Annotated in this window: 19 protein-coding genes; 10 read left to right on the forward strand and 9 right to left on the reverse strand. The window is 70.2% G+C overall.

Annotated elements, in window-relative coordinates; translation table 11 throughout:
* Positions 1 to 34 precede the first annotated feature (34 nt).
* Complete coding sequence (locus tag GCN81_RS29760; RefSeq protein WP_156727646.1) at positions 35 to 2,269, forward strand: ATP-binding SpoIIE family protein phosphatase; 2,235 nt, start codon at positions 35 to 37, stop codon at positions 2,267 to 2,269.
* Positions 2,270 to 2,326: 57 nt separating this feature from the next.
* Here GCN81_RS29760 and GCN81_RS29765 read toward each other — a convergent pair whose 3' ends face one another.
* Positions 2,327 to 3,415 carry an AI-2E family transporter gene (locus GCN81_RS29765; RefSeq protein ID WP_156727647.1) on the reverse strand — a complete coding sequence of 363 codons (1,089 nt, stop codon included), beginning with the start codon at positions 3,413 to 3,415 and terminating at the stop codon, positions 2,327 to 2,329.
* Positions 3,416 to 3,611: 196 nt separating this feature from the next.
* Between GCN81_RS29765 and GCN81_RS29770 the strand changes: the two genes are divergently transcribed.
* The 4 genes from GCN81_RS29770 to GCN81_RS29785 all read left to right on the forward strand — a co-directional run bounded on the left by GCN81_RS29770 (position 3,612) and on the right by GCN81_RS29785 (position 8,815).
* Positions 3,612 to 4,097 carry an SseB family protein gene (locus GCN81_RS29770; protein WP_156727648.1) on the forward strand — a complete coding sequence of 162 codons (486 nt, stop codon included), beginning with the start codon at positions 3,612 to 3,614 and terminating at the stop codon, positions 4,095 to 4,097.
* A gap of 144 nt (positions 4,098 to 4,241) precedes the next feature.
* Positions 4,242 to 5,201, forward strand: coding sequence for a pirin family protein (locus tag GCN81_RS29775; protein WP_156727649.1), 960 nt, complete (start codon positions 4,242 to 4,244; stop codon positions 5,199 to 5,201).
* A 303-nt stretch (positions 5,202 to 5,504) separates the two neighbouring features.
* Positions 5,505 to 7,331, forward strand: coding sequence for an acyl-CoA dehydrogenase (locus tag GCN81_RS29780; protein ID WP_156727650.1), 1,827 nt, complete (start codon positions 5,505 to 5,507; stop codon positions 7,329 to 7,331).
* Between the two features lie 173 nt (positions 7,332 to 7,504).
* On the forward strand, positions 7,505 to 8,815 hold the full coding sequence (locus GCN81_RS29785; protein ID WP_156727651.1) for a M18 family aminopeptidase: 1,311 nt from the start codon (positions 7,505 to 7,507) through the stop codon (positions 8,813 to 8,815).
* Positions 8,816 to 8,857: 42 nt separating this feature from the next.
* Here GCN81_RS29785 and GCN81_RS29790 read toward each other — a convergent pair whose 3' ends face one another.
* Both GCN81_RS29790 and GCN81_RS29795 read right to left on the reverse strand, forming a co-directional pair.
* On the reverse strand, positions 8,858 to 9,775 hold the full coding sequence (locus GCN81_RS29790) for a hypothetical protein (protein WP_156727652.1): 918 nt from the start codon (positions 9,773 to 9,775) through the stop codon (positions 8,858 to 8,860).
* A 33-nt stretch (positions 9,776 to 9,808) separates the two neighbouring features.
* Positions 9,809 to 10,252, reverse strand: a complete 444-nt coding sequence (locus GCN81_RS29795) for an ATP-binding protein (RefSeq protein ID WP_156727653.1) — start codon at positions 10,250 to 10,252, stop codon at positions 9,809 to 9,811.
* A 233-nt stretch (positions 10,253 to 10,485) separates the two neighbouring features.
* On the opposite strand from GCN81_RS29795, the gene GCN81_RS29800 reads away from it, so the two are divergent.
* The 3 genes from GCN81_RS29800 to GCN81_RS29810 are packed head-to-tail and all read left to right on the forward strand — an operon-like array spanning position 10,486 to position 12,186.
* Positions 10,486 to 11,337: a helix-turn-helix domain-containing protein gene (locus tag GCN81_RS29800; protein WP_156727654.1), complete on the forward strand. Its 852-nt coding sequence runs from the start codon at positions 10,486 to 10,488 to the stop codon at positions 11,335 to 11,337.
* A 9-nt stretch (positions 11,338 to 11,346) separates the two neighbouring features.
* Positions 11,347 to 11,559 carry a DUF397 domain-containing protein gene (locus GCN81_RS29805; protein WP_156727655.1) on the forward strand — a complete coding sequence of 71 codons (213 nt, stop codon included), beginning with the start codon at positions 11,347 to 11,349 and terminating at the stop codon, positions 11,557 to 11,559.
* Between the two features lie 54 nt (positions 11,560 to 11,613).
* On the forward strand, positions 11,614 to 12,186 hold the full coding sequence (locus GCN81_RS29810; RefSeq protein WP_156727656.1) for a GNAT family N-acetyltransferase: 573 nt from the start codon (positions 11,614 to 11,616) through the stop codon (positions 12,184 to 12,186).
* A 798-nt stretch (positions 12,187 to 12,984) separates the two neighbouring features.
* On the opposite strand, the gene GCN81_RS29815 is transcribed toward GCN81_RS29810, so the two are convergent.
* Positions 12,985 to 13,383, reverse strand: coding sequence for a YunG family protein (locus GCN81_RS29815; RefSeq protein WP_156727657.1), 399 nt, complete (start codon positions 13,381 to 13,383; stop codon positions 12,985 to 12,987).
* A gap of 1,083 nt (positions 13,384 to 14,466) precedes the next feature.
* On the opposite strand from GCN81_RS29815, the gene GCN81_RS29820 reads away from it, so the two are divergent.
* Positions 14,467 to 15,678: a serine hydrolase domain-containing protein gene (locus GCN81_RS29820; RefSeq protein WP_156727658.1), complete on the forward strand. Its 1,212-nt coding sequence runs from the start codon at positions 14,467 to 14,469 to the stop codon at positions 15,676 to 15,678.
* 42 nt (positions 15,679 to 15,720) lie between these two features.
* Here GCN81_RS29820 and GCN81_RS29825 read toward each other — a convergent pair whose 3' ends face one another.
* Both GCN81_RS29825 and GCN81_RS29830 read right to left on the reverse strand, forming a co-directional pair.
* Positions 15,721 to 17,520, reverse strand: coding sequence for an NHL domain-containing thioredoxin family protein (locus GCN81_RS29825; protein ID WP_156727659.1), 1,800 nt, complete (start codon positions 17,518 to 17,520; stop codon positions 15,721 to 15,723).
* 41 nt (positions 17,521 to 17,561) lie between these two features.
* Entirely contained in the window at positions 17,562 to 18,497 is a 936-nt protein-coding gene (locus tag GCN81_RS29830; RefSeq protein ID WP_156727660.1) for a carbon-nitrogen family hydrolase, read from the reverse strand.
* A 197-nt stretch (positions 18,498 to 18,694) separates the two neighbouring features.
* On the opposite strand from GCN81_RS29830, the gene GCN81_RS29835 reads away from it, so the two are divergent.
* Positions 18,695 to 19,519, forward strand: coding sequence for a maleylpyruvate isomerase family mycothiol-dependent enzyme (locus GCN81_RS29835; RefSeq protein ID WP_156727661.1), 825 nt, complete (start codon positions 18,695 to 18,697; stop codon positions 19,517 to 19,519).
* A gap of 115 nt (positions 19,520 to 19,634) precedes the next feature.
* Here GCN81_RS29835 and GCN81_RS29840 read toward each other — a convergent pair whose 3' ends face one another.
* The 3 genes from GCN81_RS29840 to GCN81_RS29850 all read right to left on the reverse strand — a co-directional run bounded on the left by GCN81_RS29840 (position 19,635) and on the right by GCN81_RS29850 (position 23,448).
* A complete protein-coding gene (locus tag GCN81_RS29840; protein WP_156727662.1) occupies positions 19,635 to 20,969 on the reverse strand; it encodes an MFS transporter in 1,335 nt (444 codons plus the stop codon).
* Entirely contained in the window at positions 20,966 to 21,628 is a 663-nt protein-coding gene (locus GCN81_RS29845; protein WP_197287840.1) for a GntR family transcriptional regulator, read from the reverse strand. Before GCN81_RS29845 ends, GCN81_RS29840 begins: the two co-directional genes overlap by 4 nt.
* A 125-nt stretch (positions 21,629 to 21,753) precedes the next feature.
* Positions 21,754 to 23,448, reverse strand: a complete 1,695-nt coding sequence (locus GCN81_RS29850; protein WP_156727664.1) for a protein kinase domain-containing protein — start codon at positions 23,446 to 23,448, stop codon at positions 21,754 to 21,756.
* Between the last annotated feature and the right edge of the window lie 183 nt (positions 23,449 to 23,631).

The following is a 23,631-nucleotide window of genomic DNA, read 5'->3' on the forward strand; positions in this document are numbered from 1 at the left end:
GCGCTAATCCGACGAATCTTCCTAAAGTGAAGCAATGCGCACCGACGATCAGGGTCCCCTGCCCCCCGTGGGCGAGATCCTGGCCGCCATCGCGACGGGCCTGTGGCGCTGGGACAGCGACACCGGGATCGCCACCCTCGACGCGGAGGCGGCCAGGCTGCTGGGCATCCCCCAGGCCCCGGGCGCCCCGCCCGACGCCCTCGTCATCACCACCGAGGCGGCCGTCCGCGCCCGCTTCCACGCCGTCGACTGGAACGAGGTCTACCCCGTCGTCCAGCTGGCCCTGGCCGAAGGCACCCTCGCCGAGGCGCGGCTGCGCGTGATGGACGAGCGGGGCCGCGTGGTGCGTACCGTCCGCAGCCGCACCAAGCCGGTCCTCCACGGCGACCGCCACTACGAGCTGATCGGCACGCTGCAAGAGGTCAGCGAGATCCCCGGCAGCGCGGCCCGCACCCCGGTCACCGGCGACTGGCGGCGCTCCCGCGAGGCGTTCCTGCTCGACGCGGGGCGGGCGCTCGCCGAGGCGCGGTCGACGGCCGAGGTGCTGCGCGTCGCCAGCGGCCTGTCGATGCCGGGCTTCTCACCCGACGGGCTGGGCGTCTTCGGGGTCGCGGGCGACCGGCTCACCGTCATCGGGCACCACGGCCACTCGCCGGGCGACGAGGAACCGTTCTCGGACATGCCGCTGGACACGGACTATCCGGCGGCCGACGTGGTCCGCACCGGACGCGCCGTCTATCTGAGCACCCCCGAGGCGTACAAGGAGCGCTACCCCACCATCTGGCCGCTCGTCGAGCGGTTCGGCCGCCAGTCCTGGGCCTTTCTGCCACTGATCGTCGCGGGCCGCACCATCGGCGCCTGGATGGCGGCGTTCACCTATCCGGTCTCCTTCACCCCGGACGAGCGCTCGGTGCTGTCCACGGTGGCCCGGATGCTGGCACAGGCCCTGTCACGGGCCGGGGTCGCCGAGTCCGAGCGCGAGCTGACCGAGGGGCTCCAGCGCGCGATGATGCCCGCACTCGGCCCCGAGATCCCGGGGATGGCGGTTGCCGCGCGGTACGTACCGACCGGTGGCGGGCTCCAGGTCGGCGGCGACTGGTACGACATGATCCCGCTGCCCTTCGGCCGGTACGCCTTCGTCATCGGCGACGTCCAGGGGCATGACGTACGGGCCGCCGGGCTGATGGGCCAGCTGCGGATAGCCCTGCGCGCGTACGCCTCCGAAGGCCACCGCCCCGACGCCGTACTCTCCCGCGCCACCCGCTTCCTCACCGGCATCACCGACTCCGTCACCTACGGCTCCACCGGCGGCCCCGCCGCATCCGCTGACACCGCCGACCCGCGCTTCGCGACCTGCCTGTACGTGGAGGCCGACCCGGAGTCCGGCGTCCTGGAGATCGCCCGCGCGGGCCACCCGGACCCGGTGATCCGGCTCGGCGACGGCACGGTGGTGACCCCGTCCACGGCGGGCGGGCTGCCGCTGGGCATCGACCCGGACGCGGACTACCCGACGACGCGGCTGGTCCTGGCCCCCGGCGAGACGATGATGATCTGCACCGACGGCCTGATCGAGACCGGCGGCCACGACCTGGACACCGGATGGACCAGACTCCGCGAGATTCTTGAGACGCACGGGCAGGGGGACGAGCAGGGGTACGAGTTCGGACAGGAGTACGAGTACGGGCATGAGTACGGCGATGACCTGGAGCAGCTCGCCGACGAACTGGTCCAGGCGGTGCACGGCCCGACCTCGCACTACTCGACCGGCCCCCTGGCCGACCGCCGCGAGGACGACATCGCGCTGCTCCTGCTGCACCGGAACCCCGTCGGCCCTGGCCCACGCGGCACCGTCCCGGTCGCCCCACCCCGGCGCACCGTACTGACCGTGGCGCAGGCCGAGCCGGAGCGGATCGCGGGCGCCCGGCAGCATCTGCGGGAGCTACTGCACGACTGGGCCGACCCGGACCAGGTCGACGCGGCGGTCCTGATGGTCTCCGAGATGGCCACCAACGTCCTGGTGCACACCGACGGCGACGCCCTGATCGTGGCCACGGCGCGCGGCGAGCGGGGCTCCCGGCGCCTGCGCGTGGAGGTCTCCGACGCCAGCGACGAGCTCCCGCACAAGCGGCACCCCGGTGAGCTGGCCTCGTCCGGGCGGGGACTGGTCCTGATGGAACTACTGGCGGACACGTGGGGCGTCGACCCGCGCGGCGGCCAGGGCAAGTCGATCTGGTTCGAGCTGTACGAGTCAGGTCCGGGGGACGCGTAGGGACGAACGCCTTACGGAGGCCTTACGGACGTCTTACAGCGTCTTACGGACGTGTCGTCATACGTCCCCCTCCGGGGGCGGCGGCTCCCCCGCCCCGCCCACCCCGTACCGCGCCCGAAGCTCAAAGAACACCCCGAACGCCGCCGCGGTGACCGGGACCGCGAGCAGCATCCCCAGCACCCCCGCGACCGAGGCACCCGCCGTGATCGCCAGCAGCACGACGGCCGGGTGCATCTGCACCGTACGGCTCTGGATCATGGGCTGGAGCAGATTGCCCTCCAGCATCTGTACGGCGAGCACCACCCCAAGCGCCCACAGCGCGATCACGAACCCACGGTCCGCGAGCGCCACCAGGACCGCGACCGCCCCCGAGATGAACGCACCGAGGTACGGGATGTAGGCGCCGACGAACACCAGCGCGCCGAGCCCGAACGCGCCGGGCACCCCCAGGATCAGCAGGCCGATGGTGATGCAGACCGCGTCGATCAGGGCGATGAAGGTCGTCCCGCGCATAAAGCCCGCGACCGCCTCGAAGGCGCGCCGCGCCATCGCTTCCAGGATGTCGCCGGTGTCCCCCGGGGCGAGGGACCGCAGGGACGCGACGGCGCGGTCGGAGTCGCGGAGGAAGAAGAAGATCAGCAGCAGCGCGAGCACGGCCGCCGCGATCATCTGACCGACCACGCTGATCCCGCTGATCACCCCGGAGGCCGCGGTGCCGCCGAACTCGGCGAGCAGGTCCCTGGCGTTCGAGGCCAGATCGTCGAGCGAGGTCCCGGCGGCGCCGAAGTGGTCGGCGAGGGTGAGCGCCGCCTCCTGTAGTGAGGCGATGATCTCGTCGCCGGTGTCGATCAGCGCGCTGACCACGATGTAGACGGCGCCGCCGACGAAGACGAGCACGGCGGTGCAGGTCAGCCCGGCGGCGACCGAGGGGTTCACGTGGAGGGCGAGGAGCCTGCGGTAGAGCGGCCCGAGCAGCCCGGCTCCGAGGACCGCGATCAGTACGGGCGTGACCACCGCGCGGAGCTCGACGCACAGCCAGATCCCGACCGCGGCCACCCCCGTGACCAGCAGGGCGACCGCGCACCATGCGGCGACGCGGCGAGCGCCGCGCGGAAGGAGCGGCGGCTGGGTCAGGGGCGAGGCCATAGCCCCACCCGACCACGCCCCCCGCGCCACGTCCCTCCCATCGCGCCCGCCCGGGTGATCACGGGACCACCGGGTGATCACGGCGGTGGCCGCCCGTACGCGAGCATCCGTATACGAGCATCCGTATACGAGCATCCGTACGCGATCACCGGGGGATCGCCCACGAGGGGGCGCCACACTCAGTACTCTTGCGGTCATGTACGGATACGGCCAGCACGCGACTGGCGGTGACGCCTCGCAGCAGTACGCGCCACCACAGCCACCGCCGCAGCAGCAGATGCCCGGCGGCTACGGCCATCAGGCACCCGCCTACCCCGAACCGTCACCTCCCTCACTCGCCGACGCCGTACGCGCCTTCACCACCGGGTCGCTGGCGCCCGAGGACTTCCAGCAGACCTTCGCCACCTCGAAGGTCTACTGCCCACGCGGCGACAACCCGGGCTTCCTCGCGCTGCACAACACCCAGCAGCCGGTGATCCCGATGTTCACCTCACTCAAGGAGCTGCGCCGGTACGCGGGCAAGGACTCCAAGTATTTCGTGATCACCGGCGCCGAGGTGATCGACCTGCTGCCCACCGGGTACGGCTTCGTCCTGGACATGGAGGGCGAGCACCGGATGGTCTTCGACGCGAAGGCCGTGGAGCAGATGGTCGACTTCGCGATGCGCCGTATGTACGGGTAGCGGCTAGCCGCAAGCAGCCGAGACTCAGCCAGTCGCGAGAACTCAGCCCCTGAAGCCCGGGAGGGAATGCCTCCCGGGCTTTTCGCGTTCCCTTGGCAAGAAGTTCGAGATTCAACTAACCTCTAGCCAGAAGGAGGTCCGACCATGCCTGCAGTGACCGTCGAGAACCCGCTGAGCCTGCCCCGAGTGGCCGCGCCCGCTGACCCCGCCGTCGCGCGCCCCGTACTCGCCGTGACCACGGCCCCGAGCGGTTTCGAGGGCGAGGGCTTTCCGGTGCGCCGCGCGTTCGCGGGCATCAACTACCAGTACCTCGACCCGTTCATCATGATGGACCAGATGGGCGAGGTGGATTACGCGCCCGGCGAGCCGAAGGGGACCCCCTGGCACCCGCACCGCGGCTTCGAGACCGTCACATACCTGATCGACGGCACCTTCGTGCACCAGGACTCCAACGGCGGCGGCGGCACCATCCAGAACGGCGACACCCAGTGGATGACCGCGGGCTCGGGCCTGCTGCACATCGAGGCGCCGCCCGAGGCGCTCGTGACGTCCGGCGGGCGCTTCCACGGACTCCAGCTCTGGGTGAACCTGCCCGCGTCGGACAAGATGATGGCCCCCCGCTACCAGGACATCCGCGGCGGCCAGGTGCAGCTGCTGACCTCGCCTGACGGCGGCGCGCTGCTGCGGGTGATCGCGGGCGAGCTGGACGGCCACGAAGGCCCCGGCATCACCCACACCCCGATCACGATGGTGCACGCCACGCTCCGTCCCGGCGCCGAGGTCACGCTGCCCTGGCGCGAGGACTTCAACGGCCTGGCGTACGTGCTGGCGGGTCGCGGCGCGGTAGGCACCGACCGCCGCCCGCTGCACTCCGGCCAGACGGCGGTCTTCGGCACCGGCTCCTCACTGACCGTACGGGCGGATGAGAAGCAGGACTCGCACACCCCGGACCTGGAGGTCATCCTCCTCGGCGGCCGCCCGATCCGGGAGCCGATGGCGCACTACGGGCCGTTCGTGATGAACACGCGCGAGGAGCTACAGAAGGCGATGGACGACTTCCAGGCGGGCCGCCTGGGCCGCATCCCCGCGGTCCACGGCATGTGAAGCGCCGCACGCGCCCCCACCGGGCGCCCCACCCACCGGGCGCCCCACCCCGCCACTCGACCGGCATTCAACCGCCCCTAGCCAGCCTCATCGAAAGCCCCGTCTCGCCCCCGCGCCGGACCCCGCCCGGCCCCTGCCCGACCCCGCCCGACCCCGGCCGAGGGCGAGACTGGTCACAGATGGCCGGTTAGGGGTTGATTCTTATTACCGACGGGTAGCATCATCGTAGCTACTTGCTGGTAAGCATGGGCAAGCAGCATTGACGAGGACCCTGCCTCCCGATACTCATACGGAGCCGTTGCCATGGGGCACTACAAGTCGAATCTCCGGGACATCGAGTTCAACCTCTTCGAGGTGCTCGGGCGCGACAAGCTGTACGGCACCGGCCCGTTCGCGGAGATGGACGTCGAGACCGCCAAGACCATTCTCGAAGAACTCTGCAAGCTGGCTGAGAACGACCTTGCCGAGTCCTTCGCCGACGCCGACCGCAACCCGCCGGTGTTCGACCCCGAGACCAACACCGCGCCCGTACCGGCGTCCTTCAAGAAGAGCTACAAGGCCTTCATGGACTCCGAGTACTGGCGCCTGGGCCTGCCCGAGGAGATCGGCGGCACCACCGCCCCGCCGTCCCTCATCTGGTCCTACGCCGAGCTGATCCTGGGTGCCAACCCGGCGGTCTGGATGTACTCCTCCGGCCCCGCGTTCGCGGGCATCCTCTTCGAAGAGGGCAACGAGCAGCAGAAGCACATCGCGAAGATCGCGGTCGACAAGCAGTGGGGCTCCACCATGGTCCTCACCGAGCCCGACGCGGGCTCGGACGTCGGCGCGGGCCGCGCGAAGGCCGTACAGCAGGACGACGGCTCCTGGCACATCGAGGGCGTGAAGCGCTTCATCACCTCCGGTGAGCACGACATGGAGGAGAACATCCTCCACTACGTCCTCGCCCGCCCCGAGGGCCACGGCCCCGGCACCAAGGGCCTGTCCCTCTTCCTGGTCCCGAAGTTCCACTTCGACTTCGAGACCGGCGAGCTGGGCGAGCGCAACGGCGTCTACGCCACCAACGTCGAGCACAAGATGGGCCTCAAGGCCTCCAACACCTGCGAGATGACCTTCGGCGACAAGCACCCCGCCAAGGGCTGGCTGATCGGCGACAAGCACGACGGCATCCGCCAGATGTTCCGCATCATCGAGTTCGCTCGCATGATGGTCGGCACGAAGGCCATCTCGACCCTGTCGACCGGCTACCTGAACGCCCTTGAGTACGCCAAGGAGCGCGTCCAGGGCCCCGACCTGGCGCAGTTCATGGACAAGACCGCGCCCAAGGTCACCATCACGCACCACCCGGACGTGCGCCGCTCGCTGATGACGCAGAAGGCGTACGCCGAGGGCATGCGCTCCCTCGTCATGTACACCGCCTCCGTCCAGGACGAGATCGCCGTCAAGGAGGCCGCGGGCGAGGACGCCAAGGCGCTGGAGGCCCTCAACGACCTCCTGCTCCCGATCGTCAAGGGCTACGGCTCCGAGAAGGCCTACGAGCAGCTCGCCCAGTCGCTCCAGACCTTCGGCGGCTCCGGCTACCTGCAGGAGTACCCGGTCGAGCAGTACATCCGGGACGCCAAGATCGACACCCTCTACGAGGGCACCACCGCCATCCAGGGCCAGGACTACTTCTTCCGGAAGATCGTCCGTAACCAGGGCGCGGCGCTGAACCAGCTCGCCGAGGAGATCAAGAAGTTCCTCGCGGTCAACACCGGCGGCGAGGACCTGGCCGGCGCCCGCGAGGAGCTCGCCAAGGCGGCCGTCGACCTGGAGGCGATCGTCGGCACGATGCTGACCGACCTCGCGGCCACCGAGAAGGACGTCAAGTCCATCTACAAGGTCGGCCTCAACTCCACCCGCCTGCTGCTGGCCTCGGGTGACGTGGTCGTGGGCTACCTGCTGCTGCGTGGTGCGGCTGTCGCCGCCGAGAAGCTGGAGACGGCTTCGTCGAAGGACAAGGCGTTCTACGCGGGCAAGATCGCCGCGGCGAAGTTCTTCGCCGCGAACATCCTGCCGGGCGTCGCGGTGCAGCGCTCGCTGGCCGAGGGCGTGGACCTGGACCTGATGGAGCTGGACGAGGCGGCCTTCTAAGCCTCGAACCGCACCTGCCGACGGCGCCCGCTCCCGGAACATCACCGGGAGCGGGCCGTCGTGCTGTGGCGCCCCAGCACAACGCCCCGGGCGCGCGGCTCTGCACCGAGGCGTGCGCCACTCGCTGGAGCATCGCCGTGAACCAGGCGCACCCCCCTCGTTAGGGTGACCCCATGAGCACTCCAGCCCACCCCTCGTCACGCTTCGACCGCGGTCACACCGACGACCTCATCCCCTTCCTGGCGGCGAGCCCGTCCCCGTACCACGCCGTGGCCAACGCCGCCGAGCGGCTGGAGAAGGTGGGCTTCCAGCAGGTCGAGGAGACCTCCGCGTGGGACGCCACCAGCGGCGGCAAGTACGTACTGCGCGGCGGCGCGATCATCGCCTGGTACGTCCCCGAGGGCGCCGCCCCGCACACCCCCTTCCGCATCGTCGGCGCCCACACCGACTCCCCGAACCTACGCGTCAAGCCGCTCCCCGACACGGGCAGCGCGGGCTGGCGGCAGGTGGCCGTCGAGATCTACGGCGGCCCGCTGCTGAACTCCTGGCTGGACCGCGACCTGGGCCTCGCGGGCCGCCTGACCCTGCGCGACGGCTCAACCCGCCTGATCAACGTCGACCGCCCGCTCCTGCGCGTCCCCCAGCTCGCCATCCACCTGGACCGCAGCGTCAGCAGCGACGGCCTCAAGCTGGACAAGCAGCGCCACCTCCAGCCCGTCTGGGGCCTCGGCGACTCCCGCGAGGGCGACCTGATCCGCTTCCTGGAGGAGGAGTGCGGCCTGGCGGCGGGCGAGGTGACCGGCTGGGACCTGATGACCCACTCCATCGAGCCCCCCGCCTACCTGGGCCGCGACCGCGAACTCCTGGCGGGCCCGCGCATGGACAACCTGCTCTCGGTACACGCGGCGACGGCCGCGCTGGCGGCGGTGTCGACCGACCGGGGCGACGACCTCCCGTACATCCCGGTGTTCGCCGCCTTCGACCACGAGGAGAACGGCTCCCAGTCCGACACCGGCGCGGACGGCCCGCTGCTCGGGTCGGTCCTGGAGCGCTCGGTGTTCGCGCGCGGCGGCTCGTACGAGGACAAGGCCCGCGCCTTCGCCGGTACGGCCTGCCTCTCCTCCGACACCGGCCACGCCGTGCACCCCAACTACGCGGAGCGCCACGACCCGACCCACCACCCCCGCGCGGGCGGCGGCCCCATCCTCAAGGTCAACGTCAACAACCGTTACGCGACGGACGGTTCGGGCCGCGCGATGTTCGCGGCGGCCTGCGAGAAGGCGGACGTCCCCTTCCAGTCCTTCGTCTCCAACAACACCATGCCCTGCGGCACGACGATCGGCCCGATCACGGCGGCCCGGCACGGCATCAAGACGGTCGACATCGGCGTAGCGATCCTGTCGATGCACAGCGCCCGCGAACTGTGCGCTACGGCGGACCCGTATCTGCTGGCGAACGCGCTGGTGGCGTTCCTGGAGGGCTGATCTGGACGAGAAGGTGAGGGCCCTGGACTCGGCCCCGGGCCCTCACCCCTCGACGAACAGCTCAGCCGCGTCGGCGACCTGGTACGACCGGTCCACCCAGACCGCCAGCTGCTCCAGATCCGTGGCGGAGACCACGCGCTGCCGCACGGCTTCCGGCACCTCAACCCCGCGCCACTTCAGCGTGCGCAGGATCGTCGTGGCCCGCTCCTCGGCGAGTGTGGCCCGTGCCTCCAACCGGCCTTCCTCACGGCCTTCCTCACGGCCTTCCTCACGCACCTTCTGGGCGACCTCGTGGCGGAAGAAATAGTTGATCGTCGACATCTTGTCCCTCCAGATCTCCTTCGCCTGGGGGTCGACCAGGCCTGACTCGACGAGCTGAGCGAACACCGCCGCGCTCTCGACGTCGATGGTTTCCAGTGCGGCAGCCAGCGACTCCAGTATGGCCGTGACTGCGGGCCCCCGACCATGCGTCAGGGCCGAGAGCACGGCGAGCGGAACATCCCGCACGGCCTCACTCTCCTCCGCGATCACCGGAACGTTGTCCGGACCCAGGACCAGCGGCCGTAACGTGAGCGTGGGCCAGCCCGGCAGCCCCAACCGGATGGGCTGTGCGGCCCATCGGGCGGTCGAAGCACTCTGAGTGACGACCACCAGCACCGGTTGGCAGCGGAACTTCGCGTAGAGGTACGAGAGGTAGTACGCCCAACTTCCGCGCTTGTCCTCGTCCTTCTTCCCCTGCGCCTCGATGACGAGCAGGTAGTCCCCCTCGTCCGTATCCACCCGCACCAGTGTGTCCACTCGCCGCTCGATCGGTTCGATCTCCGTGAGATCAGCGTTGAGCACCGCCATGTCACGCGGCTCGGGAAACGGGACGTGGAGCAGGTGTTGGATGGCGCGGATCAGCAGCGCCGTGTCCTTCTGAAAGATCCGGTGCAGCGCCTCGTGTGACGAGCTGACCATCAGCTCTCCTTTCTGTCTGGCATGGTCAACGAGCTACGCGGCGCCAAGTTCGCACCACACGTACTTCCCCTTCCTGGTGTCCCGACCCGAGGCCAGCGGGTGCCACCCCCAGCCATCCGCCCAGGTACGCACCAGGGCCAGCCCCCGCCCCTGTTCGGCGTCCACGTCCGGGGCGAGGGCCAGGGCGAGCGCGGGCGGAGGCGGGGCCGGAGGGGTCGGGTCGGCGTCCCACGCGCAGATCCGCAGCGTGCCGCCGGACCTGTGCACGCTGAGCGCGGCCGGGCCCTTGGTGTGCCGTACGGCGTTGCCGATCAGCTCGGTGGCAAGGAGTTCGGCCAGCTCGGTGAGGTGGGCCAGGCCGTGGGCGGCGAGGACCAGCCGCAGAGTCTGGCGGCAGACCGTCACGGCGATCGGATCGTGCGGGATGTGGAGGGTGTACTCCCAGGATTCGTCGTACACGTCGTCGATTTTCGGCATGGCGGAACTCCGAGTGGTGGAAGGGTAGAGGGAGTTCGCGGCGGTCAGCGGGCGGTGGCAGTTTCACGGCCGTCACGGCATGACGGCGTGGTGCGCTTCCGGAGCCCCGGTCTCGCAGCGTTTGCGACGTGTCACTGACGGTAGACCTCTACATTTAGGTCCCGCAAGCGGTCCCCGTAATCTGACACCCGAACGGGTCGCCCATCCAAGCAAGTTGGACCAAGGAGCTAGACATGGCCACCAGAAGCCATCCCACAGCTCGACAGCTTCGCCTCGGCGTTGAGCTGCGCAAGCTACGCGAGGCCGCAGGCTTGACGGCGCGGGAGACGGCTGCCCTGCTCGGCGTGAACTCGACCCAGATGACACACATCGAGACCGGCTTGTCCGGCGTAAGCGAGGTCCGCCTACGCCGCCTCGCAGCGCACTACGCCTGCACAGACGAGGCGCTCATCAATGCCCTGGTCGCCCTGGCAACCGACCGTACGCGCGGCTGGTGGGAGGAGTACCGAGGAGTTCTCCCCGCACCCTTCCTCGACCTCTCCGAGCTCGATCACCACGCGACCTTCCGGCACGACGTAGCCGTAATCCATGTACCGGGGCTCCTACAGACCGAGCCTTACGCCCGAGCTCTCTTCTCTTACATGGCGCCCGAACTCCCTCCGAGCGAACTGGAGCCACGCGTGGAGCATCGGATGCGGCGGCGCGGGGTCATCGGGCAGCCCAATCCGATCGAGTACAAGGCTGTGATCCACGAGGCAGCCCTCCGCATCAGAGTGAGCAGTCGTTCGGAGTGCAGGACCCAACTCGCCCGAATCCTGGAGCTGTCCGAGATGGACCACATGACCGTGCGGGTCATCCCCTTCAACCTGGACAACTTCGCGGGAGCCGGAAGCGCGATGGCCTACGTGGGCGGACCGGTGCCTCAACTGGACACCGTTGTGCGCGACGCCCCACACGGAACGGGCTTCATTGACGCCGAGGCCCAACTGAACCACTTTCGAACACTGTTCCGTAAGGTGGAGGCAGCGTCGCTAGACCCTGAGCAGTCTCGCGACATCATCCAACGGATGGCAAAGGAACTGTGAGGCACAGGCATGACCACCCCGGCCACATGGCAGAAGTCGTCCTTCTCCGGCGGCGGCGAAGGCAATGACTGTGTAGAGCTAGCCACCGCCGAAGGCGGGATCCGCCTTCGGGAAAGCGATGCCCCGGCCACGATGCTGGCCACCACCCCGGCCCCCCTCACCCACCTCCTCCACACCCTCAAGTCCAGGCAGCATCAGGCAGCGCCCTGCGGCCGCCGCTAGCGCGCTGTGATCGGCTGAGCAGCATCGTTGTGCAGGTCGTGACACCGTGGTGGCATGACCATCGAAGTTCGCCCGGCGTCGGTCTTCGAGGACGTCCGTGACGTTGTCGGCCCAAAGTCACCTGACGCCAACGTGTGCTGGTGCCTGAGCTACCGCATCCCGTCCAAGCTCAACAACGAGCTCCGTGGGCCAGCGCGCGGCGAGTACGTAGCCAAGCTGTGCCGAAACCAGCCCCCGCCGGGGGTGCTCGCGTACGACGGCGACACGCCAGTCGGCTGGGCCGCTGTGGCACCCCGCTCGGACACGGCCTTCGCCCACAGCCGCAAGATCCCGCACGTCGACGACCTGCCGGTCTGGTCACTGTGGTGCATCCGGGTACGCCCCGGCCACCGCAAGCAGGGGATCACGCACGCTCTCATCGCCGGAGCGGTCGAGTTCGCCCGCTCCCAAGGCGCACCGGCGATCGAGGCGTACCCCCTCGACAACGGCGACGCCAAGGTGGACACGACGATGGCGTACGCCGGACTCCGCAAGAACTTCGAGCGCGCCGGCTTCACCCACGCCGCCGACACCACCTCGGTACTGGCCGGCCACCCCCGCATCCTGATGCGACGCACCCTGCACTAACCAACCCAGCTCCGGGCTCCCCGGACGCGGGCGCGGCTAGACGGGGCAACGTCGCGGCCACCTGGGGCGCCGGGGTGGGTCGGGTCGGTGTCGTGGTGGGCCAGTACCGCGTTGGGCACCGGTGGCCGCCCGGTCCGTCCGATGATGGCAGGTCCGGCCCGGGTATCAAGGGCGCTCCCTACGGTCGCGTCGGCTGCGCCGATTCCGCTGTCGCTCCACCCTTGACACCCGACCCGGACCCGCGAACGCGAGGTACACCGGGCGGCCCAAAAGACGGGGCAGCGGGACGGGTAGGGGGTGGTGAGCGTTTGCATGCCGGGTGCGGACTGGTTGTTGGGGCGCACAAGCGGGGTGGGCGGCCCGACACCGGCTCAGCGTCTGCGAGCGGTGAGGGCCGGGGGTGCGCACGAGAGGGGTGGGGTGGTGCGACACCGGATCGGCGACTGCGGCGGGTGGAGGGAACGGGTGCGCGCTATGGCTGAGCGGACGGGGCTGCCCCGGCTCGGTGCTTGCGGGTCGTGGGGGCGGGTGTTGCCGCCCCGGCTCAGCGACAGCGGGCGGATGGGGTGACCACCGGGCACGCGAGCCACGCGTGGGAGTGGCGCCCGGCCTGGCGACCGCCACGGGTGGGACGGGAAGGGACGTCTGGGGCTGGTGGGGTCAGGTCGGGAGGGAAGTGCGACTTTGGGACACCAAAACCCGGGCAAAAGGGGCGGCTTGCTGTACCAAAGTCTCCTCTTACTTCCGACTGGGGCGAGAGGGGATCGCCAAGCGCCCGGCCCGGTGACCTCTGTCTCCTCAGACGGGCTCCGGAAGCGGGCCAAGGTGCTTGATCACACGCTCACGCAGCAGGAGGTACTCCTCCCGGCGGCGAGGTAGCGGGCCCGGCGGCCGCACGACGACACGAGCAGCCGTGACCGTCTGCCCGCGCTGGAACTGCTCACGGGTCAAGTCGAGTTCCACACCGCTCGGCAGCCGGTTCCACCAGTGGAAACCGTGCTGGGTCCCGCCAAGATGCACCTCGCCGACCATGAGATCACCGCCGAAGACGTCGTTGACGATCAAAGCCGTGATGTCGCAGTGACCCCAGGCCGGGTTGCCCGGCTGCCAGTCGGCCTGGTCGTCGGGCGAGCAGGTGTCGGCAGCCCAGCCGGCACGCAGGGCCTTGTCGAGATCAAGCAGGTTCCAAGAGGTCATGCCGCAGCATCGCAGCCACCACTGACATCACAGTTGGCCCAGGCGCCCAGGGCCCGGCTGTCCCGAACATGCACAGATGCAGCTGAGCAGAGGACGAATAGTCGAACCGGACAGGGAGATCAACTGTCCGTGAGCAAGGACTTAAAATGTCCGCTCACCCGGATGTCCCACCGTCCGTGGACATGTGGCACCGCCCACTCGCCCCTCGTGCGCACCGGCCACCCTCATGATCCGCAGGCGCTGAGCCGGGGCGGCACCACCCTGCCCCTCTCGTGCGCACCGGTCATCCCCACGACCCGCAGCCGCTGAGCCGGTGTCGCACCACCCACCCCCCTCGTGTGCACCCGCAACCCCCACCGCCCGCAGCCGCTGAGCCGGTGTCGCACCACCCACCCCCCTCGTGCGCCCCAACAACCAGTCCGCACCCGGCATTCAAACGCTCACCACCCTCCACCCGTCCCGCTGCCCTGTTTTTGGGCCGCCCGGTGTACCTCAGCCTCGCGGGTCCGGGACGGGTGTCAAGGGTGGAGCGACAGCGGAATCGGCGCAGCCGACGCGACCAAAGGGAGCGCCCTTTACACCCGGCCCGGACCCGCCACCATCCGACGAACCGGGCGGCCACCGGTGCCCAACGCGGTACTGGCCCACCACGACACCGACCCGCCCCGCCCCGTCCCGCCCCACACTCCAGGCAGCCACAACGCAGCCCCGTTGGCGCCCAACTCCTCGGCTAGCGTCGCGCGCTGGTGCGGCCGACAGCAGGGTGCGGCCCCGGTCGGCTTGTCGGCCCGGACCGTAGGCACCGAAGCGGCCAGGCCACCACTCGTGCGCTCCGCGACCGCGACCGCGACCGCAACCGAACCGTCCGGCAGCGAAACACGCCCCTCCCGCGTTTGCCCGCCGCGCCCGGCGGAGGCCACCCCTGAGGGTGGACCCTGACAACACCCCTTGCGTGCCGCCCTGTTGGGCCTAGGGGGTCACCAGGGTCTGCCTCCACCCCATCGGTGATCCGTCGCCCCGGCGCGCTGGCCAGGATGGGACCTGACCTCAACAGCCCACCCAGCAGCCCACCCTGGAGCCCAGATGCACACCCGTAGCAGCAGCCGCACCCGTAGCAGCAGCCGTAGCCGTGCCCGTACCCACACCACCCTCAGCGCCCTCGCCGCCGCTCTCGTGCTCGGCCTGGCGGCGGCGCCCCTCACGGCCCCGGCGTTCGCCGCGTCGTCCCCCACCGGTGCCTCCACCGGCGCCTCCACCGGTGCCTCCGCCGTGAAGCCGGGACCAGCTGCCGACGCGTTGCGCGGCGCCATCGCCGGGCTGCCGGACGGCGTCGCCACGGCGGCGCTCGTGCGGCTCGGGGGCGACGAACGCTGGTGCGGCAGCGCGGGCGTGCGGAGCCTGAGGACGGGGCAGAAGGCCGTAGGGCACGCCCGCTTCCGCGCCGGGTCCACGACCAAGGTAGTCACGGCGGCGGTCGTGCTGCAGCTCGCCGCCGAGGGGAAGCTCGACCTGGACGGGAAGGTGCAGGACTACCTTCCCGGGCTCCTCACGGACGACTTCGCGCCCATCACCGTACGGCAGTTGCTCAACTACACCAGCGGGCTCAAGCCAGGCGCCTCCCTGGGCGACACTCGCGGCGAGGGCTACGAACGGCGCTTCGAGACGCTCACGCCCGAGGAGGTCGTGGCCGAGTCCGTCGCCAAGGGGCCGGAATCCGCGCCGGGCACGCGGCAGAGTTACGGCAACATCCACTACACGGTGCTCGGCATGCTGATCGAGAAGGTCACCGGCGACAGCTACGAACACCAGGCTGCCCAACGGGTGTTCAGGCCGGTTGGCATGCGCCATACCTCCTTCCCCAGCGGAGCCGATCCGCGCATCCACGGCCCCCACAACCGCGGCTACCAGGTCATGGAGGACGGCAAGGTCGTGGACGTCACGGAGTGGAACATGTCGGACCGCTGGGCTGCTGGCGACATGATCTCCACGACCGCCGACCTGGAGAAGTTCCTGTACGCCCTGTTCCGCGGCGAGGTCGTGCCCGAGCCACAGCTCGGGGAGATGTTCACGGTGCCCGACCTGCCCGGTGCGACGTACAGCGCGGGCCTCCAACGCGTAGAGGTGAACGGCAAGGTGATCTGGGCCAAGACAGGCGCGCGCCCTGGCTATCACACGGTCATCGCCGCCACGAGAGACCTGTCGCGGACCTTGGTCTACTCGGTCAACGCCCTGAACGCACACGGCGCGGGGCGAAGCCTCGCGGAACGGTTCGCCATCCCGGCGTTCCAGAACTGATCCCCACGCGGCGGAACTCAGGAACTCAGGAACGCACGCTGACTAGCCCTCGTCCAGCCCCGCCAGCACCAGCGCCAAGCGCCCCGCCCCGCCCTCACTAAGCCGAAGCGGAACGCCCCAGTCCTGTTGGTGGACGTGGCAGGCCGGGTACTCATTCGAGGGGTCGTCGTCACAGGACGCCGCCATCGCCGAGACGTGCAGGACGCCCTCCTGCACGGCGGGGTTCAACTCCAGGGGGCGCGCGAGGTCCGTCCCCGCGCCGTCTCCCGAAAGCAGCAGCTCCGGTGGCGTCGCCGACACCAGGAGGCGGGTGGACGGGCCGTACCGGGTGTCCAGCTTCTGTCCGGCGGGCGCCTGGAAGACCACGTCCAACTCCAGTGGTCCCGGCGCGACCTCGGTGGCGGCGCGCTGCGTACGGTGGGCCACCGCCTCGACCCGTACCGCCTCCTCCGGCAGCCGCAGCCGGGTCAGCCGGTGCCGGGCGGACTCGACGACCACGATGTCACCATCGACCAGTACCGCGTCCGACGGCTCCCGCAGGTCCGTCGCCAGCGTGCTGACCTCGCCGCTCGCCGGGTCGTAGCGGCGCAGCGCGTGGTTGTACGTGTCGCTCACCGCGACCGAGCCGTCCGGCAGTGCCGTGACGCCCAACGGGTGTTGGAGCAGCGCCTGCTGAGCCTCACCGTCGCGGTGGCCGAAGTCGAAGAGGCCGGTACCGACAGCGGTGTGCACCACCCGGTCGCGGTCGATCCAGCGCAGGGCGGACGTCTCCGAGTCGGCGATCCACAGCCGCTCCCCGTCGGCCGCGGCGGCGAGCCCGGACGGCTGGGCGAACCACGCCTCGGCGGCGGGCCCGTCGACGAGGCCCTCGTTCGTCGTACCGGCCGCGACCGCCACCACCCCCGCTTCGGGGTCGTACGTCCACAGCTGGTGGACCCCGGCCATCGCGATCCACACCTGACCGTCGAAGTAGGCCACATCCCAGGGCGAGGACAGGTCGACCTCCAGGGCGGGCCCGGACGTCGGCGAACCCTGCCACCACTGTCGCCCGGTCCCCGCGACCGTCTCCACCACACCGCTGACCGGGTCATACGTCCGCAGCGCGTGGTTCACCGTGTCCGCGACGATCACCCGGCCGTCCGGGAGGAGGGCCAGCCCCTGCGGCTCGCTGAAGGAGTCGGGGCCGAAGCCGCGCTCGCCGCTGCCCACCCGGCGCAGCACGCTCTCGCCGTCCGCCGCGAGCTCCACCAGCTGATGCCGGGTCGAGTCCGACACCAGGAAGTTGCCGGACGGCAGCAGGAGCGCCTTGCCGGGGAAGCGCAGATCGGTCGCCTCCGGCTCCGGCGGTACGTACGGGCCGTCGCCGCGTCGCAGCGTGCCCTTCGCGGCGTGCTCGGCCTCCAGCTCCTCGACCAGCTTCCAGATGGCGTGGGCATGCCCCTCCCCCGCGTGCTGGGCGACGACATACCCCTCGGGGTCGATGACGACCAGCGTGGGCCAGGCGCGTACGGCGTACTGCTTCCAGGTGGCCAGCTCGGGGTCGTCGAGCACGGGGTGGTGGACCTCGTACCGCTCGACGGCGTCGACGACTGCCTGATGCTCGGCCTCGTGCACGAACTTCGGCGAATGGACGCCGATGATCACGACGGTGTCGCGGTGCTTCTCCTCCAGCTCGCGCAGCTCGTCGAGGACATGCAGGCAGTTGACGCAGCAAAATGTCCAGAAGTCGACAATGACGCACTTTCCGCGTAGATCCGCGAGGGTGAGGTCCTTGCCACCGGTGTTGAGCCATCCGCCCTTGCCGACCAGCTCAGGGGCCCTGACACGTGCACGCTTAGCCATGGCCCCAGCCAATCACACCGGCGGCGGGGCTCAGGCGGGGCTCAGTGGCGTGGCGGGTCCAGGCCCAGCACCCGGTCCCTGAGCACCGGGAACCGCTTCCGCGTCGTCGCGACCTTCCCCGGGTCGATCTCGACGCTGAGCACCTCCTCGCCCGGCCCCGCCTCGGCCAGCACCTCACCCCACGGGTCCACGACGATGCTGTGCCCCGCCTGCTCGACACCCGCGTGCGTCCCGGCGGTGCCGCACGCCAGCACGTACGCCTGGTTCTCGACGGCACGCGCCTGGGCGAGCAGCGTCCAGTGGCCACGGCGGCGCTCGGGCCAGCCCGCGGGCACCACGAGCAGCTCGGCGCCCGCGTCGACGAGCGCGCGGAAGAGTTCGGGGAAGCGCAGGTCGTAGCAGGTGGCCAGGCCGAGCGTCGTGGCTGGGCCGAGCGTGGTGGCCGGGCCGAGCGTGGTGGCCGGGCCGAGCGTGGTGGCCGGGCCGAGCGTGGTGGCCGGGAGCGGGACGGTGACCGGTGTGGTCCCCGCGCCCATCATCGCGGCCTCGCCCTCGTCGAAGCCGAAGCGGTGGATCTTGCGGTAGGAGGCGGCGAGCTCGCCGTCCGGAGCGAAGACGAGTGAGGTGTTGTAGAGGGTGCCGCCGCCTGGCTCGCGGGTTCCGTCCGGATCGCCAGTTCCGTTCCCGCCCGGCTCGCCGGTTCTGTCCGGGTCGTCGTCCCGCTCCACGAACGACCCCGCGTGCAGCCAGACCCCCGCGTCCCGCGCGGCCTTGCTCATGATCTCGTACGTGGGCCCCCGCAGCGGCTCCGCCTCCGCGGCGAACGCCTCGTACGCCCAGGCGCCCGTGGTCCACAGCTCGGGCAGTACGACGAGATCGGCCGCCGCCTGCTCGCGGACGAGCGAAGCGACACGGTCACGCCGCGAATTGACCGGTTCGTCGGGGCTTACGTCGATCTGGATGAGCGAGGCGCGCACACTACCACCGTCCTGGCATTCGAGCTGTCGTCACGGCCTACGATCGTCACACGAAAGCACTGCCGACGGACCGCGGGGCAGCGTAACTTAGGCCTCGAGCCTCCCACGCCGCCTGGTTGTCCGGCCGCTGATCCGCCAGCGGCCGCCAGTGTCAACGAACCGCCCGCGTCAACGAACCGCCCGAGGGGTCCCGTCCTGTGAGTCTCCATCCCAGCCTGCAAACCTACGCCGATGCCTGGACCCATTCCGTAGAGGCGATATCCGAGCTGGTGAAGCCCCTCGCCGAAAGCGAGTGGAACTGGGCGACCCCCTGTCCCGGCTGGTCCGTACGCGACATCGTCTCCCATGTCATCGGCCTCGACTGCGAGATGCTGGGCGACCCGCGCCCCATCCACACCCTGCCGCGCGACCTCTACCACGTCACCAACGAGATCCAGCGGTACATGGAGGTCCAGGTCGACGTACGCCGCCACCACACCGCCCCGGAGATGACCGCGGAGCTGGAGTACACGGTGATCCGGCGCTCGCGGCAGCTGCGGAACGAGTCCCGCGACCCGTCGGTGAAGGTGCGCGGCCCGCTGGGCACGGAGGAGTCGCTCGAAGAGGCCACCCGGAAGCGGGCGTTCGACGTGTGGGTGCACGAGCAGGACCTGCGTACGGCCCTCGGCAAGCCGGGGAACCTGGACTCGCCGGGCGCCCTCGTCACCCGGGACGTCCTGATCCAGGCCCTGCCGATAGTGGTCGCCAAGCGCGCCGGGGCCCCCGTCAACTCGGCCGTGGTCTTCGACGTCAACGGCCCGGTGGAGTTCCTCCGTACGGTGCGGGTGGACGCGGAGGGGCGCGGCTCGGTCGACGGCTCGCCCTCGCTGGGGCCCGCGGTGACGCTGAGCCTGGACTGGGACACGTACTTCCGGCTGGCCTGCGGCCGCGTGAAGCCCACCGCGGTCGCGGACCGCGTCAAGGCGGAAGGCGACTCGGCCCTGGCGGAGGCCATCATCCGCAGCTTCGCCGTCTCGCCGTAGGCGAGGCGCTAAACGGAAGCACTAAGGGGAGGGTTTGGGACAGGCGTAGGGCCCGAAATGGAGGGTGTGGGTGTCCCAAACCCTCCCCTTACCCCCGGGGCCCCTGGGTCTCCGGCTACGCCGGGGCGTGGGCCGTCTCGACGCGGCTTGCCACCAGGCGGTCCCGCTCCCGGTGTGCCGCCAGCCGCCGCAGCCGCAGGATCTGGGTGAGGCCGAGCGCCTGGAGGACGAAGACCGAGGAGAAGGCGATCCGGTAGTTGTCGCCGGTCGCGTCCAGGAGCAGCCCGATGGCGAGGAGGATCGTCATCGACGCGGTGAAACCGCCCATGTTGACGATTCCCGAGGCCGTACCCTGCCGTTCCGGTGGGTTGGCGGGGCGCGCGAAGTCGAAGCCGATCATCGAGGCCGGGCCGCACGTCCCGAGGGTCACGCACAGCGTGATCAGCAGCCACATCGGGGCGGTCTCCGCCGGATAGCCGATCGCGCCCGCCCACACCGCCGCCGTCACCGCGACCGTGCCGACCGCGAGGGGCGTGCGTGCCGCATGGTGCCGGGCGATGATCTGCCCGTACACGAGACCGATGGTCATACTGGACAGCACGGTGAGCGTGAGCAGTTCACCGGCGGTGGTACGGGACAGCCCCTGGGCCTGCACCAGGAACGGCATCCCCCACAGCAACGTGAACACCATCATCGGGAACTGCGTCGTGAAATGCACCCACAGCCCCACCCGGGTGCCGGGCTCCCGCCACGCGTCCGCGATCTGACCGAGTACGGAACCCACCCCGCGCCCGCGCCCCCGCTCCGACGCGGAGAGCGGGAGCGTGGGCGGGAGCGGCACGTGCCGCCCGCCCGGGTGATCCCTGAGAAACAGCAGCGTCAGTACGAGCACAAGCAGCCCCGCCGCCGAACTCCCGACGAACGCCGCCGTCCACCCCACCTCGTGCAACAGCCGGGACAGCACCAGGGTCGAGACGAGGTTGCCGCCCATCCCGATCAGCCCGGCCAACTGGGCGACCAGCGGGCCGCGTCGAGCCGGGAACCAGCGGTTGCCGAGCCGCAGCACGCTGATGAACGTCATCGCGTCGCCGCAGCCCAGCAGCGCGCGGGCGGCCAGGGCCATGCCGTACGAGGGGGAGAGCGCGAACGCGAGCTGCCCGGCCGTGAACAGGACGATGCCGATGGTCAGCACCCGCTTGGTGCCGAGCCGGTCGACCAGCAGGCCGACGGGTATCTGCATGCCCGCGTAGACGAGCAGCTGGAGTATGGAGAAGGTGGACAGGGCCGAGGCGTTGACCTGGAAGCGGTCAGCGGCGTCCAGGCCCGCGACACCGAGCGAGGTACGGAAGATGACGGCGACGAAGTAGACCGAGACGCCGATCGACCAGACGGCGATGGCGCGCCGACCGCCAGGTGGTTCGCCTGGCCCCGTGACGGCCGGTGCGCTCACCTGGCCTCACCCCGGACCAGCACCTTGACCCAGCTCAGGTGGTCCCGGACCCGGGCGGCCGCGAGTTCCACGTCGCCCGCTCTGATCGCTTCCAGGATCTCGGTGTGCTCCACGATGTTCTTGGCGACCCGGTCCGGGTGCGCGTGCATCACGGCGACGCCCATCCGGAGCTGCCGGTCGCGCATCTGGTCGTACAGGCGGGACAGGATCTCGTTGCCGCTGTGACGCACGATCTCCGCGTGGAAGCAGCGGTCGGTCACGGCGACCGCCGCCAGGTCGCCGGTCTCGGCGTGCCGCCGCTGCTCCGCGACGAGCTCCTCGAGCCGGGTGAGCAGGACGGCCGGGGCGGGGATGGCCTTACGGGCCGCGAACTCCTCGACCAGCAGCCGGGTTTCCACCACGTCGGCGATCTCCTGCGCGGAGACGGCGAGGACGAGGGCACCCTTCTTCGGGTACAGCTTGAGCAGCCCCTCGACCTCCAACTTGAGCAGCGCCTCACGCACGGGGGTACGGGAAACTCCCACGGCGTCGGCCAACTCCCCCTCGGTCAGCAGCGTGCCGCCCTCGTAACGGCGGTCCAGAACGCCCTGCTTGACGTGCTGGTAGACGCGGACGGCGGCGGGGGGTTGCTTCAGCGGTGCGGCGGCGGGGGAAGGCATGCGCACAGCTTAGATACAAGATGGGTGCGACAGAGGGGACGTCCGGGATACGGACAACAACGCAAGTGGGGCCCGGGAGCGATGTGCTCCCGAGCCCCGGCCGTTACGTCGTCGGCGCCTCTGAACTACGCGGGCTCGCCGGTCGAGACGGTGAGGGTGATCCGAAGCCCCTTGGGGTCCACCTCGGTTCCGGCGGCCGGGTACTGCAGCATCACCGTGCCCTGCCCGTACGTGTTCTCGTCGATGTCCTTCTCGTTGTAGTTCCAGGTCTCCGTGGCCGCTTGCATGCACTCCTTCACGGACTCGATGTTCTTGAGCCGGAAGTCGGGCATCTCGATCTTGTCAGCGTCGTTGCGCGCCACCTTGGGCTCTTCGCACTTGACCTTCTCGATCGTGCGGGTCAGGTCCGGCCCCTTGTGCCCCGTCCCCTGCTTCGGCGGCGCCTCCACCTCGCTGCCGCCTCCGGCGGTGTCGGTGCCACCACCGCCGCCACCGTCACCGTCATCGCCGCCCAGCGTGGCCACGAAGATTCCGCCGCCGACCAGCAGGACTGCCGCCACGATCGCACCCACGATCAGCGGCATCCTGCTCTTCCCGCCGCCCGAGCCACCCCCGTGCCCCGCAGGCGTGGTCATGTACGGCGGCGGCGTGTGCGACCCCTGCACGCCCGCGTACGGCGCCTGGGCCATGGCCCCCGTCGGGCCGGTGGCCCCGGTGGGCGCGGGCGTCGGGTAGCCGCCCTGCTGCGGGTAGCCGTACCCCTGGGCCGGGGACGGTGCCGGGGTGGGCGCCCCGTACGCCTGCGGCTGGTACGGGGTCTGGACGCTGCCCGGGTTCGCGGGCTGGCCCGTCGTCTGGTCGAGCGGGGGGAAGACGGTCGAGCCGACCCCCGCGCCGCTGGAGCCCTGCGCGCCCGGCACGATGCTCGGCGCGGCCGCCTGGAAGGACTGGGCGACGCGCAGGCATTCGTCGCGCATGGCCTCGGCGGTCGGGAAACGCTCGTTCGGGTTCTTCTTGAGCGCGCGGGCGACGATCGCGTCGATCGCGTGCGGGAGCGAGCGGTTGATGGAGGACGGGGCGACCGGCTCCTCCTGGACATGCGCGTACGCGATCGCGAGCGGCGAGTCCGCCTCGAACGGCAGCCGCCCGGTGACCAGCTGGAACAGCATGATGCCGACGGAGTAGAGGTCGGAGCGCGCGTCCACACCCCGCCCCAGAGCCTGCTCGGGCGAGAGGTACTGCGGGGTGCCGACCACCATGCCGGTCTGGGTCATGGACGTGACGCCGGACTGCATGGCGCGCGCGATGCCGAAGTCCATGACCTTGACGACATTGCGCTTGGTCATCATGACGTTGCCGGGCTTGATGTCCCGGTGGACCAGGCCCATCTCGTGGCTGATCTCCAGCGCCGCCAGCACATCCGCGGTGATCTTCAGCGCCTTGTCGGTGGGCATCGCGCCGTACTGCCGCACATCCTGATCCAGGGCGGACCCGAGCGGCTGGCCCTCCACGTACTCCATGACGATGTACGGCATGGTCGCGCCGTCGAGCGCTTCCTCGCCGGTGTCGAACACCGACACGATGTTGGTGTGCGTGAGCTTGGCCACGGACTGCGCCTCACGCCGGAAGCGCTCCCGGAAGGACTGCTCACGGCCGAGCTCGGAATGCAGGGTCTTGATGGCGACCTGCCGGTCGAGCACCGAGTCGTACGCCAGGTGGACGGAGGCCATACCGCCCTCGCCCAGGAGATCCCGCAGCTGGTAGCGGCCACCGGCAAGAGACTGCCCCGTGTAGCGGCCCTGTGCGCCGTCCTGGCTCATGTCTGTGCGTCCCCCATCGGCGCGATGATCCCGTGCGTAGATCCAAGTACCTAGACGAGTACCTAGACGAGTACGTAGACCCGAGTGCGTGCACCCGAGTGCGTGCACCCGAGTAGTGCGTGCACCCGAGTAGGCAGGCCCGGGTATTCCCGTTTTCCCGGCCAAGTCTGCCCCAGGGCGAGG

Source organism: Streptomyces apocyni (genome assembly GCF_009739465.1).
GTDB classification, from domain to species: Bacteria; Actinomycetota; Actinomycetes; order Streptomycetales; family Streptomycetaceae; genus Streptomyces; species Streptomyces apocyni.